Here is a 12,731-nt window from a genome sequence, read left to right on the forward strand (position 1 = left end):
GCTACTCGATGTAGATATCGCTCAGTTGCCAGATGGCACGGTTGTAGTACTTCTGCACGCGCAGTTCGGCGTGGGTATCGAAGGGGTACATGAGAAAGAGCGGCCCAAAGGCTTCCACCGCCATGGGCTGGCCGTCGCGGGAGTAGGCGATCACCGGCTGGTAGCGCTCGATGTCGCTGGCGGGGATCACCACCGAATAGTCGTTGAGGGCCCGCAGGTGCAGTTCGGTGGGGTGCCGTGCACCCGGCAGCTGCTCCAGGAGACGGCTCAGGGGCACGCCGTGCCAGTCGGAGACCCGATCGTCACTGGGGCCGCGGGCGCGCAGGGTGACGCCGGGCATGGCCTGGAGGTCGCGCAGGGTGAACACCTGGGGACCTGCACCGGGCAGGTGCAGACGCAGGGCGGGAATGTCCAGGGGGTAGGCGGACTGCTCCCCCTGGGCGAGGGCGCTCAGGGTGACTGCCAGGAAAATGGTGCCAAATATCTGTCGCTTTGACGGCATGCGACGACCCTCATACAGCGTGGTGCCAGCATATCGTCATTCCTTTGGCGAGCTTGAGTATTTTCCGACGAAAGTAATGGCTCTTTGCTGGCAGATTGAGGTCAGTGGCGGTTCCGCCAGTTGCGCCACCAGGCGCCGCTGAAGAAAAAGCGTGGGAAGGTGACGAACTGTTCGGTGAGCAGGCGGCCAACGGCGTCCTTGCGATCGGTGAACGGTTCCGGTGCCTCGGCTTCGAGGCGGTGCCCGTGGGATTGCAGGCCGAGGGAGGCGGCCAGCCCGATGAGGCCGAGGGCGATGTTCAGGACGCTCAGGGTGAACAGGCCGTCGAGCAAGACCAGGGTGGCGACGATGAACAGCGGCACGGCCAGCAGGTGCAGCACCAGGTTGGTGGGGTTGCGGTGGTTCCTGGCGTAGGTCTTCCACTGCCAGGCGCGGAGGTTGGGATGACGTTTGCCCATGATGCGATTCCTCTGAGGAGTGCGGGCAAGTCTAGGCCGGCCCTGGAGGGGCCGGCGAATGGGTTGTGTCTATGGGCGGGATAGCCCGCTCAGAGCTTGAGCTGGCGGATGGCGCGGGAGAGTTCGCTGGCGAGGCTGGCCAGTTCGGCGCTGGTGGAGGCGGAGCCTAGGGTCTGGCTGACGGTGAGTTCGGTGACGTCGCGGATGCCGACCACGGCGCGGGTCATCTCCTCGGCGACCTGGCTCTGCTGTTCCGCTGCCACGGCGATCTGCGTGTTGCTCTGGCGCATCTGCGCCACGGCGCCGGTGATGGCGGCCAGCGCTTCGCCGGCTTCGTGGGCCTGTTGCACGCAGCTGTCGGCCTTGAACGAGCTTTCCTGCATGAACTCCACGGCGTCGCGGGTGCCGGACTGCAGGGCGAGGATCATGCTGGTGATCTCGTCGGTGGAGTCCTGGACGCGCTTGGCCAGGTTGCGCACCTCATCCGCCACCACGGCGAAGCCACGGCCCATCTCGCCGGCGCGGGCGGCCTCGATGGCGGCATTGAGGGCGAGGAGGTTGGTCTGCTCGGCGATGCCATGGATGACGCTGACCACGCTGCTGATCTTCTGGCTGTCCTCGGCCAGCTTCTCGATCATCTCGGCGGTCTGCTGCACGCCGCTGGAGAGCCCGGCGATGGACTCGCCCACGCGGCTGACCACGCTCTGGCCGGCTCCGGCGAGCTGGTCGGCGGTCTGCGACTGGTCGCGGGTGTCGGCGGCGTGCTGGGCGATGTGATGCACCGTGGCGGACATCTCGTTGATGGCGGTGGCGGCCTGGTCGGTCTCGCTCTGCTGGCCGAGCATGCCCTGGCGCACCTCGCCCATGCTCGAGGCCAGTCGCGCGGCGCCTTCGTCGAGGCGCTCGGTGACCTGGGCGACGGTGCCCACCACGCGCTGGAAGCCTGCCTGCATGGCGTTGAACGCACTGGCCATCTGGCCCACCTCGTCGCGGCTGTCCAGCGGCACGCGGGCGGACAGGTCGCCGCTCTTTTCCACGTGCAGCATCACGTCCTTGAGGGTGTTGAGGTGGCTGAGGAGGAAGCGGATCAGCAACTGCGAGGACGCCAGCAGCGCCATCATCAGCAGGAACACGGTGACCGCGTAGTTGAGCATGCGCGAGGTGAACACCTCGGCGAAGCTCGGCGCATGGGCGAGTACGGCGATGCGCTGGCCGTCGGCGGCGTCCTGCACCTGGGCGCCGACCACCGGATCGTTGCCGAACAGGGCGTCGTGGTCCAGGTCGACCCAGCCGGTGGCGCGGGTCAGCGCACTGGTGTCGGTCCCCTGCAGCTGCGGGGCGCTGCCGGCTGCGAAGCGCACGATCTCGTTGCTGGCAGGCAGTGCCTGCCCGGCGGGCCAGGCGCGCAGCAGTGCGGCCTGCGCCACGGCCGCATCGCGGGCTGCCTCGACGCGGGCATCGCGCTCGAGGCTGATGGCGTGCAGCACCAGCAGCAGCGTGGTGACGAAGGCGACGGCGTTGACCGCCCAGAACTTGTACTTCAGGGAAAGATCGCGCATCCAGTTACCCATGTTCTGTTCTTTTTTCTCTGAGGCTTGGCAAGGTGCCAGCATTGTTTCGCAGCACTGTGACGGGATCGTTGATCCGTATCAATCAGCCTCTTTACTGGAACAGGTTAGGCGATGTTCGGCAGCCCGAAAAACGCGCGTGCGCAGGCGGTGGTGTGCTGGGCCAGGTGCTCGGGTGTTTCGCCCCGGTGGCGGGCGACTTCGTGGAGCACCTCGGGCAGGAAGGCCGGCTCGTTGCGACCGCTCTTCGGCTTCGGTCGCAGGCTGCGGGGCAGCAGGTAGGGGGCGTCGCTTTCCAGTATCAGCCGGCCCGCTGGGATTTCACGCACCAGCGGGTGCAGGTGGGTGCCCCGGCGTTCGTCGCAGATCCAGCCGGTGATGCCGATGTGCAGGTCGAGATCGAGGTAGGCGAAGAGGGCGCGCTTCTCGCCGGTGAAGCAGTGCACCACGGCGGCCGGCAGGCGATCGCGGAATTGCCGCAGGATGGCCAGCAGGCGCTCGTCGGCATCGCGTTCGTGGAGGAATACCGGCAGGCCCAGCTCGACGGCCAGGGCCAGTTGTTCCTCCAGGGCCTTCTCCTGCTGCGGGCGCGGGGAGAAGTCGCGATTGAAGTCCAGGCCGCATTCGCCCACGGCGCGTACTTCCGGCTCGGCCAGCAGTGCCCGCAGGTGGCGGGCGCTGTCGGCATTCCACTGGCTGGCTTCGTGGGGATGCAGGCCGGCCGTGCTGAACAGGCGGCCGCCTTCGGGGTCGAGCTGGCGAACCAGTGCCAGTGCTGCTTCGGCATCGGCCACGCTGGTGCCGGTGAGTACCAGTTGCGCCACGCCTGCGGCGAAGGCGCGTTCGAGCAGTGCTTCACGCTCTGCCGCAAAGCTTGAATGGGTCAGATTGACGCCAATGTCGATGAGTTGCATGGTGCTACCTCGGACGCGAGCGGAGCAGCATAGCAAAGCTCGATTCATTAAAGAAAATTCAATAAATACAGTTAGTTATGGTTGTTTGTTGAAGTTGTTACAGCGTTTTGGCTGGTGTCGACGGCCGAGCTGTGACACTCTCCGCGCCCCTCGCACCGCCCGGAACTCCGTCCGGGGGCTGCGTTCTCAGACGGTCGGCTCGCTTCCTGCGGCCTGATCCCGGAGATTCGATGACCCGAACGCTGCTGCTTCTGTTGTGCCTGCTCGCCCTGTCGCCGTTACCGGCTGCAGCGCGCCTGGCCGGCCCGCCGGAAGCCTGGCAGCAGCCGAGCGAGGCGCGTGACCTGGCGCAGATCCGCCGCAGTGGCGTGCTGCGGGTGCTGGTCAACCAGAGCCGCAACAGCTCCGGCGAGGTCAAGGGCGAAGCCATCGGCATCGAATACCACCGCATCCGCGCCTTCGAGCAGTACCTCAACCGCAACGCCCGCGACGGCCGCGAACTGGATGTGAAGATCATCCCCAGGGCCAAGGACCAGTTGCTCGCCGCCCTGCAGCGCGGCGAGGGCGACCTGGTGGCCCCCGGCGAGCTGGTGGACCCGCGCAGCGGAGGCGAGGTCAGCGCCAGCGCCCCCATTCGCCGCCATGTGCCGCTGCTGCTGGTCAGCCGCAGTGGTGATCGTCGCTACCAGCGCCTGGAGCAGCTCGCCGGGCGCAGCATCGCGTTGCCGGCCGGCAGCGCGGCGGCCGAGGCGCTGCGCCGGGTCAACCAGCAGCTGGCGCAACGCAAGCTGGCGCCGATCGTCATCGAATGGGTTGACCCGACCCTGGCGGTGGAGGATGTGCTGGAGATGGTCCAGGCCGGCATCTTCCCGCTGACCGCTGTCGAGCAGCCCATCGCCGAGCGTTGGGCCAAGGTCATGCCCAAGCTGCGTATCGAGAAGCACCTGGTGCTGGACAACCAGCGCGACATGACCTGGTTCGTCCGCCGCGACGCGCCGATGCTGCGCGCCAGCATCGACCGCTTCCTGGCCGGCTACAACGCGCCCTCCGACCAGGACGCCACCTTCCAGCGCGTGTACCGCCGCCTGTACAAGGTGCACAGCCCGCTGGCCCGGGCCGATCGGCAGCGCCTGGAGAAGGTGCGCCCGGTGCTGCAGCGCTTCGCCGACCAGCATGCCTTCGACTGGCTGAACCTGGCCGCCGTGGCCTTCAAGGAATCCAGCCTCAATCCGGCCGCCCGCGGCGCCAGCGGTGCCACCGGGCTGATGCAGATCACCCCCGGCGCGGCGCGCACCGTCGGGGTCGGCAACATCCATGCGCTGGAGAACAACGTGCAGGCCTCGGCCAAGTACCTGGCCATGCTGCGCAAGGGCTTCTTCAACAGTTCGCAGCTCAATGAGCGCGAGCGCATGGCCTTCACCCTGGCCGCCTACAACGTGGGGCCGCAACGGGTGCAGAGCCTGCGTGCGGAGGCTCGGCGCCGTGGGCTCAATCCCAACCAGTGGTTCTTCCAGGTCGAGCGTATCGCCGCCGAGCAACTGGGCATGGGCGTGGTGAGCTATGTCAGCGCAGTGAACAAGTACTACCTGGCCTATGACCGGGAGCGTTATCTGCTGGAACCGCAGAGGAAAGTCGCAAGCAGGGGCAAATAATCGATTTTATCGATTTCAATACTGCGTTTTTTGCGGTTTTCATATCGAAAAAATCAACTAAGATTGCTCTCGTCTGAACCAACACCTCCTCACTCGAAAGGAAACGCGACATGAGCAACCCGATCAAACGCCTTCTCTCCACCAACGCCGGCATCGGCATCACCCTGCTGCGCGTGGTGACCGGCCTGACCTTCGCCGCCCACGGCTCGCAGAAACTCTTCGGTCTCTTCGGCGGCTACGGCCTGGAAGGCACCGGACAGTGGATGGAAAGCATCGGCCTGGCGCCCGGCTACCTGCTGGCCCTGATGGCGGGCAGCGCCGAGTTCTTCGGTGGCCTGGCCCTGGTGATCGGCCTGCTGGTACGTCCCGCCGCCGCGTCGCTGATCGTCGCCATGGTGGTCGCCATCTTCAGCGTGCACTGGGCCAGCGGGTTCTTCATCACCAACGGTGGTTACGAGTACGCGCTGATCCTCGCCCTGATCTCCGGCACCTTGCTGATCGAAGGCGCGGGCCGCTTCTCGCTGGACCGCAGGTTCAGCCAGTAACCACTGCGAACCCGAAGAAGGCCCGCCATGTGCGGGCCTTCTGCATTTCAGGGCTGCTGCGCGCGCGCCGCGGCCAGTTCCAGGGCGGCGTCCAGGCGTTGGCGCTCGTGCTCGTCGAACTGCTCTTCGGCCAGGCGCTGGATCGCGGCACGGCGATCGCCATCGCTGAGCCCGGGGTTGGACTCGATGCGCGCCTTCTCGGCCTGGAAGGCGCCGATCCGCTGCTTCCAGCCCTGGCGACGCTGGTCCAGGGCCTCCAGGCGCTCGGTGGCTTCGGCACCTACCAACTGCTGGCGCAGGCGGCGGATCTCGGCGGGCGTGGCGCCTTGAGCCTGCAATTGAGCGGTCTGGGTGCGGAGTTCGGCCTGCAGCTGCGGCAGCACGCTGTCCTGCAGGGCCTCGGGCAGGCCCTGGCGCAGGCGGTCGACGGCGGCAGCCTTGGCGGCATCGTCGAGGGAGGCGTCATGGGCGATGGCCAGGCGCTCCAGGGTGAAGCGGTTGTAGGTTTCCTCGCCGGCGAAGAACACCTGGTGCACCTCGGCGCTGAACAGGCGGGCGCGCAGGGCGCTCACCGCGGCTTCGCGCTGGCGCATGGCGTCCAGGTCGGCCATCTGTGGCAGGTCCTTTTCCAGCTGCACCAGCTGCCGCTTGTAGTCCAGGTACTGCTCCAGCAGCGCCAGGGCCTGGCCTTCGGCCGGCTCCTGCAGCTGGGCGGTGATGTAGCCGCGCAGGCGCTGGATGGAAATGCCGATGGGCTCCTCGCCGATGGCGCTGAGGAAGTAATCGAAGATTCGGCGGATGTCCTCGGTGATCAGCAGGTTGCCCGCTGCGTCCAGCTGGAAGCGGCCGTCGACCTGGGTGCCGGCAAAGGAGGCGGGCAGGGCGGGTAGTTGCGCCGGCAGGGTGGGCGCGACGCCGGGGCCTGGTGTCGGGTCGTCGGCGGCGGAGGCATTAACGAGCGGCTGTCGGGGGCTGTCCGGAGCGGGCGGCGCCGGGCTGTCGGTGGCGGATTGCAGGTAGAGGATCGCGGCCAGGCAGCCGGCGAAGACCAGGGGCAGGGACAGCAGGAATCTCTTCACGGTGGCCTCTTGTCAGGGGGCGGGGCCCGCAGGCCCCGCCGGGCGGCTTACAGGCCGTCGTTCTTCAGGCGGTTGGCATGCTGGCGGTAGACGGTCACCGGGTCGGTCTCGAACAGGCTGGTGAGGCCGAAGGTCTGGTTGACCTCGTCGAGGTGGTTCATCCGGTAGTTGTCACGCACCACTTTGCCCAGGTGGGAGCTGCAGCGGCCGACCAGGCCGTCGGTTGCCTCGCCCTTGAATGTGAGGGAGGTGGCGCCGAGCAGTGCATCGCTGACGTCGAGCACATTGGTCAGCGGGCTGGTGCCGCTCCAGGAGTAGTAGCGCACGCCGTTGACCTGGTAGGCACCCTCGCCGCAGGCGCTGGTGGGGATGCCCTGTGGGAACTTGGCGTTGAACCGGGCCGCGCCCTGGCTGTTGAGCGATTCCAGCGAGCCGAGGCCGTTCTGCGGCAGGGTGCTCCTGCTGCCGGAGAGGAAGTTGATCAGCGAGCCGAGGCCGTTGACGATGCCGGCGACGATCGTCTCGCCTGCCGAGCCGGGCGGGATCTGCCGCAGGAAGTCGGCGGTGGCCGAACCCTTGTGCGGGCCGCCGACGCTGGTGGCGGAGGCGACCAGGTCCGGACGCACGCCGGCGACATAGCGGATGGTCGGGCCGCCGTGGCTGTGGCCGATCAGGTTGACCTTGGGTTTGCCGCTGATGGCGACGATTTCCTCGACCTGTTCCAGCAGCTCCTCGCCACGGGCTTCGGAGGTGTTCAACTGGCTGACTTCGGTCACGTAGACCGAGGCGCCGTCACGGCGCAGGGCCGAGGGGATGCCGTACCAGTAGTCGACGCCGAGGATGCTGTCGAAGCCGAGCATGCCGTGGGCGAGGACCACGGGGTACTTGGTCTGCGTGTAGCCGGTGGCGGCAAGGGCTTCGCCGGAGGCGGCGAGACCGACTCCAAGGGCGAGGGCGAGCAGGATCTTGTTGTTGTTCATTGGTTGCTCTCGGTGATGGTGGAACAGGCAGTGGGTGCCTCCCTGCGAAGCCGCCGCGCCCATCCTGGGCGCGTACATCAGCGGATGGGCTGGGGCAGGAACCATGCCAGCACCGCGATTCGCACGAAATGGCGTCTGCGTCGCAGGTTTCACCGTTGTTTACAGCCGTTCACCGAATGTTCGCGGGCGTTTCCCTGTTACTGAGTGAAACGCTCGTTTGAGTCCCGAGGCAGCAGTGGCCAGTGCGCGAGGGCGCGGTAGTGCGCGCCGGACGCGGTGTTTTCCGAGGCGAAGAGGGTGAACTGGTTCACAGGCCAATCGAAGGTTGGGGCGGTTGTGGCCGGCAGGTGGGTGCAGTGGCGCGCGAGCGTCAGGTGTGGGTGGAAGGGCCTTCGCTCCAGCGCGAAGCCTGCGCCCCGCAATCTGTCCTGGAGGCTGGCGGCGAGGCTCATCAGGGCCTGCGGCGGATGTGCGGGGGCGAGGTGCAACAGGCCGTTCTGCCAGCAACGGAGCTGGTCGAGGCGCAGTTCGAAGGCTTCGCCGACGAGGCTCGCGGCCAGGTTTTCGAGTTCGCCGACGCAGCCCCGTGGCTGCTCGCCGAGGAAGGCGAGGGTCAGGTGCAGGTTGTGCCTCGCCACGGCTTTGCCGCCGCAGGAGGCGGCTTCGCGCCACAGGGCTATGCTCGTTGCCAGCGGCTCGCTGCAAGGCAGGGCGAAGAACAGGCGCAAGGGAGGTGTGGACATGGTCGCGGAGGCTCCAGGACGACGTCTTGGTCGTATTGACAGTATTGCGGGCGCTTCTCTAGGATGCCGCCCCATGCGCCGATTTAAGACAGCTACTTGCGGGGCGCGGAGGTGGAGTCCATCTCGAAATACCGCTAAAGCGCTGGTTCGGTGTCGCCTCTCACCGCTGCCCAGCGGGATCAACGAGGCGGAGACATGACACCATGACCTGTCCCCAACCGCTCATTCGCCTGGCGCCCATCACTTCGGGCCCGGTATTGCGCAACCCCAGGGTTCTTCTCAGCGGCCCCCACCAGCCGACCATGCTGCGTTATCTCGACGGCTGGCCGAAGCGCTGGGCCGGCCCGCGCAACCTGCTCATCCAGTTCGCCGTCGATGCCGGGTCCTTGCAGCGCTATGCCGCCGACAGCTTCGACATGGCCGTGGTGCAGGCGCCCGCCCGGGAAGACGTTGCGCTGATGGTCCGCGAACTGGTGCGGGTCTCGCGCCAGGGCCTGATCACCCTGCGCTGAGGCGCATCAGGGGTATTCGATCTCCACCACGTACCAGCTCTTCTCGCCGGTCGGCGTGTGCACCAGCACTTCGGCGTCCAGCGCCTTGCCCACCAGGGCGCGGGCCAGCGGCGAGTCGATGCTGATGTGGTTCTGCTTCAGGTCGAGCTCGTCGGGGCCGACGATGCGGTAGCGCGATTGCTCGCCGTCGTCGTCCTCGAGGGTCACCCAGGCGCCGAAGTAGACCTTGTTCGGGTCGGACGGGCGTTCGCTCACCACCTTGAGGCTTTCCAGGCGCTTTGTGAGGAAGCGCACGCGGCTGTCGATCTCCCGCAGCATCTTCTTGCCATAGGTGTATTCGGCGTTCTCGGAGCGATCGCCCTGGGCGGCGGCCTCGCTCACCGACTGGGTGACCTTGGGTCGCTTCACGTGCCACAACTCGTGCAGTTCGGCGCGCAGGCGGGCCTCGCCTTCGGGGGTGATCAGCGGGGTGCCGGCGGTACGTGGGGGGCGATAGCGACTCATGTTCGGGGCAGCGGCTCTGTGCGCGACGGAAGGGGCCGGAGTCTAGCAAGAGGCCGGCCCGCCTTGTACAGGCGGGCCGGGCGATCAGGCTTCGCGCAGCACCTGCAGCGGGCTGGCGTTGAGCGCGCGGCGGGTGCCGATCACTCCAGCGCCACCCACGAGCAGCGCTCCCAGGGGCGGCAACAGCAGCAACCAGGGATGCGGGTGCCATTGCAGGTCGAAGGCCAGGGTGTAGAGCAGGGCGCTGACCAGCTCGCAGCCCAGGGCGGCGAGCAGGCCGGCAGCGGCGCCGAGCAGGGCGAACTCGGCGCGGCGAGCCCGCTGCAGCAGGCTGCGCTCGGCGCCCAGGGCCCGCAGCAGCGCGCCCTGGCGGATGCGCTCGTCGAGGGTCGATTGCAGGCCGGCGAAGAGCACGGCGAGACCGGCGGCGAGCACGAACAGCAGGACGAATTCCACCGCCACCGTGACCTGGGCGAGGATGCTGCGCAGCTGCGCGAGGATGGCTTCCACTTCCAGCAGGGTCACCGCCGGGAAGGCGCGGGCCAGCTCCACCAGCTCACGGTCATGCTGCGGCGGCAGGTAGAAGCTGGTGAGGTAGGTGGCGGGCAGGTCGGCGAGGGAGCCGGGGGCGAAGATCATGAAGAAGTTCGGCTGGAAGTTGTCCCAGTCGACTTCGCGCAGGCTGGTGATGCGCACGTCACGGCTGATGCCGCCGACGCTGAAGCTCAGGCGATCGCCCAGCTGCAGGCCGAGGTTGCCGGCGAGCTTGGCCTCCACCGAGACGCCGGGCAGGTCGCCGGCCGGCGCCTGGTCCCACCATTGCCCGGCCACCAGGCGATTGCCACTGGGCAGGTCGGCGGCCCAGGTGAGGCTGAGGTCGCGCTGCAGGGCACGTTCGCCCTGGGATTCCTTGCTCGCATGTTCCTTCGCCGGCTCGCCGTTGATGGCGGTGAGGCGGCCGGGCACCACGGGGAACAGGGGGGCAGGGTGGGGCGAGAGCTGGGCGAGGCGTTCGGCGAAGGCGTCTTTCTCGCCGGGCAGGACGTTGAGCACGAAGTAGTTCGGCGCGTCGGCGGGCAGCTGGTCCTGCCAGGTGTCGAGCAGTTCGCCACGCAGCAGCGCGATCAGCGCCATTGCCAGGAGGATCAGGCCGAAGGCCAGCGATTGCCCGGCGGCGGCCAATGGGTGGCGCAGCAGCTGCCCGAGGCCGAGACGCCAGGGCAGGGCGGCACGGGCCAGCAGGCGACGCAGGCCATTGAGGCCCAGGAGCATCAGGCCGCCAAGTATCAGGGTGGCGAGCAGGCCGCCGCCGAGCAGGGCGAGGGTGAGCTTCAGGTCCAGGCTCAGGCGCCACATGATCAGCCCGAGGGCGAGCAGGGCGGCGCCGTACACCAGCCAGGAGCTGGGTGGCACGGGCAGGAGGTCGCGACGCAGCACTCGCAGCGGCGGCACGCGGCCAAGGGCGGCCAGCGGCGGCAGGGCGAAGCCGGCGAGGGCGACGAGGCCGGTGGCGATGCCGGCGAGTGCGGGCAGTACGCCGCCGGACGGCACTTCCGCCGGCAGCAGTTCGCGTAGCAGGTGGAACAGGCCGAGCTGGGCGAGCCAGCCGATCAGTGCGCCGAGGAAGGCGGCGGCGATGCCGAGCAGGCCCAGCTGCAGGGTATAGAGCAGCAGCGCTTCGCGACGCGACAGGCCCAGGCAGCGCAGCAGGGCGCTGGCGTCGAAGCGGCGTGCGGCGAAGCGGGCCGCCGACAGGGCTACGGCGACACCGGCCAGCAGCACGGCGGCGAGGCTGGCGAGGTTGAGGTAGCGCTCGGCGCGGCTGAGGGCGCCGCCGACCTGGCGGTTGCCGTCGCGGGCGTCCTCGATGCGCTGGTTGGCAGCCAGGGTGGGTTCCAGGGTGTCGCGGTAGCTCTTCAGTGCTTCCGCCGGGCCGCTCCACAGTTCCCGGTAGCGCACCCGGCTGCCGGGCTGTACCACGCCGGTGGCGTCGAGGTCGGCGAGGTTCATCAGGAGGCGCGGGGTGAGGCTGTAGAAGTCCCCGGCACGATCGGGCTCGTAGGTGAGCACGCGGGTCAGGCGCAGGGTCTTCTGGCCGACGTCGACCGTGTCGCCAGGACGGATGTCCAGGGCGGTGAACAGGCGCGCCTCGGCCCAGGCTTCGCCAGGTGCAGGGCCGGCACCGGGCTCTTCGGGCGCATAGGGGGCCGGTGCGCTCCTCAACTCGCCGCGCAGCGGGTAGGGCTCGTCCACCGCCTTGACGCTGGCGAGCTGGATGCCGGCGTCACCGGCGATCACGCTGGAGAATTCGACGGCACGGGCATGACGCAGGCCCAGGCGCTCACCGGGTTCGATCTGTTCCGGCAACGCGGGGGAGGAGCCGCCGAGCAGCAGGTCGGCGCCGAGGAATTCGGTGGCCCGCAGGAGCATGGCACCGTTCAGGCGGGCACCGAAATAGCCGATGGCGCTGCTGGCGGCCACGGCGACCACCAGGGCGAAGAACAGCACGCGCAGCTCACCGGCGCGGGCATCCCGGAGCAGTTGCCGGGCCGCCATGCCCAGCAGGCGCGTGAGCGGCAGGCGCATCAGGGTTCCACCTGGTCGACCAGGCGCCCGGACTCGAGGCGGATCAGTCGGCGGCAGCGATGGGCGAGGCGCTCGTCGTGGGTGACCAGGACCAGGGTGGTGCCGCGTTCCTGGTTGAGCTGGAACAGCAGGTCGCTTATGCGCTCGCCGGTGTGGCTGTCGAGGTTGCCGGTGGGTTCGTCGGCGAACAGGACGTCGGGTTCGGCGGCGAAGGCGCGGGCGATGGCGACGCGCTGCTGCTCGCCCCCGGAGAGCTGGCGCGGGTAGTGGCCGAGGCGCTGGCCGAGGCCGACGCGATCGAGCAGGTGGCGGGCGCGTTCGCGGGCATCCGCGCGGCCTTCGAGCTCCAGCGGCAGCATGACGTTCTCCAGGGCATTGAGGCTGTCGAGCAACTGGAATGACTGGAAGACGAAACCGACATGCTCGGCACGCACGCGGGCGCGCTGGTCCTCGTCGAGGCGGGCGAGGGCGTGGCCGGCCAGGCTGATGTCGCCGGAGCTGGGCAGGTCGAGCCCGGCGAGCAGGCCGAGGAGGGTGGATTTGCCCGAACCGGAGCTGCCGACAATGGCCAGGCTGTCGCCTTGGGCCAGGTCCAGGTCCAGGTCGTGGAGGATGGTCAACTCGCCTTCCGCGCTGGGAACCACTTTGCTAAGGTTCCGCGCATTGAGAATGCTTGCGCTCATGGAGA

Annotated in this window: 13 protein-coding genes; 3 read left to right on the forward strand and 10 right to left on the reverse strand. The window is 68.2% G+C overall.

Going from position 1 to position 12,731, the window contains the following annotated elements; translation table 11 throughout:
* Position 1: 1 nt before the first annotated feature.
* From HSX14_RS09720 to HSX14_RS09735, 4 genes are all read right to left on the reverse strand, one after another.
* Positions 2 to 502 carry a putative pterin-binding protein gene (locus HSX14_RS09720; protein ID WP_173173947.1) on the reverse strand — a complete coding sequence of 167 codons (501 nt, stop codon included), beginning with the start codon at positions 500 to 502 and terminating at the stop codon, positions 2 to 4.
* 101 nt (positions 503 to 603) lie between these two features.
* A complete protein-coding gene (locus tag HSX14_RS09725; RefSeq protein WP_173173949.1) occupies positions 604 to 960 on the reverse strand; it encodes an Mpo1-like protein in 357 nt (118 codons plus the stop codon).
* Between the two features lie 89 nt (positions 961 to 1,049).
* Positions 1,050 to 2,531 (reverse strand): methyl-accepting chemotaxis protein, encoded by a 1,482-nt coding sequence (locus HSX14_RS09730; protein WP_173173951.1) that lies wholly within the window; start codon positions 2,529 to 2,531, stop codon positions 1,050 to 1,052.
* 104 nt (positions 2,532 to 2,635) lie between these two features.
* The gene (locus HSX14_RS09735; RefSeq protein WP_173173953.1) at positions 2,636 to 3,442 is read right to left on the reverse strand and encodes a TatD family hydrolase; all 807 of its coding nucleotides are present in this window, start codon (positions 3,440 to 3,442) and stop codon (positions 2,636 to 2,638) included.
* A gap of 230 nt (positions 3,443 to 3,672) precedes the next feature.
* Between HSX14_RS09735 and HSX14_RS09740 the strand changes: the two genes are divergently transcribed.
* Together HSX14_RS09740 and HSX14_RS09745 are read left to right on the forward strand one after the other, a co-directional pair.
* On the forward strand, positions 3,673 to 5,094 hold the full coding sequence (locus HSX14_RS09740; RefSeq protein ID WP_173173955.1) for an MltF family protein: 1,422 nt from the start codon (positions 3,673 to 3,675) through the stop codon (positions 5,092 to 5,094).
* Positions 5,095 to 5,204: 110 nt separating this feature from the next.
* Positions 5,205 to 5,639, forward strand: coding sequence for a DoxX family protein (locus HSX14_RS09745; protein ID WP_173173957.1), 435 nt, complete (start codon positions 5,205 to 5,207; stop codon positions 5,637 to 5,639).
* Positions 5,640 to 5,686: 47 nt separating this feature from the next.
* Here HSX14_RS09745 and HSX14_RS09750 read toward each other — a convergent pair whose 3' ends face one another.
* The 3 genes from HSX14_RS09750 to thpR form a co-directional block, all read right to left on the reverse strand.
* The gene (locus tag HSX14_RS09750; RefSeq protein ID WP_173173959.1) at positions 5,687 to 6,718 is read right to left on the reverse strand and encodes a lipase secretion chaperone; all 1,032 of its coding nucleotides are present in this window, start codon (positions 6,716 to 6,718) and stop codon (positions 5,687 to 5,689) included.
* Between the two features lie 47 nt (positions 6,719 to 6,765).
* A complete protein-coding gene (locus HSX14_RS09755) occupies positions 6,766 to 7,698 on the reverse strand; it encodes a triacylglycerol lipase (RefSeq protein ID WP_173173961.1) in 933 nt (310 codons plus the stop codon).
* 197 nt (positions 7,699 to 7,895) lie between these two features.
* Positions 7,896 to 8,426: an RNA 2',3'-cyclic phosphodiesterase gene (gene thpR, locus HSX14_RS09760; protein WP_308196928.1), complete on the reverse strand. Its 531-nt coding sequence runs from the start codon at positions 8,424 to 8,426 to the stop codon at positions 7,896 to 7,898.
* A gap of 218 nt (positions 8,427 to 8,644) precedes the next feature.
* Between thpR and HSX14_RS09765 the strand changes: the two genes are divergently transcribed.
* Positions 8,645 to 8,953 (forward strand): class I SAM-dependent methyltransferase, encoded by a 309-nt coding sequence (locus HSX14_RS09765; RefSeq protein WP_111261412.1) that lies wholly within the window; start codon positions 8,645 to 8,647, stop codon positions 8,951 to 8,953.
* 6 nt (positions 8,954 to 8,959) lie between these two features.
* On the opposite strand, the gene greB is transcribed toward HSX14_RS09765, so the two are convergent.
* The 3 genes from greB to HSX14_RS09780 form a co-directional block, all read right to left on the reverse strand.
* Positions 8,960 to 9,457, reverse strand: a complete 498-nt coding sequence (greB, locus tag HSX14_RS09770; protein ID WP_111261413.1) for a transcription elongation factor GreB — start codon at positions 9,455 to 9,457, stop codon at positions 8,960 to 8,962.
* 84 nt (positions 9,458 to 9,541) lie between these two features.
* Positions 9,542 to 12,046, reverse strand: a complete 2,505-nt coding sequence (locus tag HSX14_RS09775) for an ABC transporter permease (RefSeq protein ID WP_173174052.1) — start codon at positions 12,044 to 12,046, stop codon at positions 9,542 to 9,544.
* A complete protein-coding gene (locus HSX14_RS09780; RefSeq protein WP_173173964.1) occupies positions 12,043 to 12,726 on the reverse strand; it encodes an ABC transporter ATP-binding protein in 684 nt (227 codons plus the stop codon). The genes HSX14_RS09775 and HSX14_RS09780 overlap by 4 nt, the downstream gene beginning before the upstream one ends.
* Positions 12,727 to 12,731 lie beyond the last annotated feature (5 nt).

Origin of the sequence: Pseudomonas tohonis, from assembly GCF_012767755.2 — a bacterium.
Taxonomy (GTDB): domain Bacteria; phylum Pseudomonadota; class Gammaproteobacteria; order Pseudomonadales; family Pseudomonadaceae; genus Metapseudomonas; species Metapseudomonas tohonis.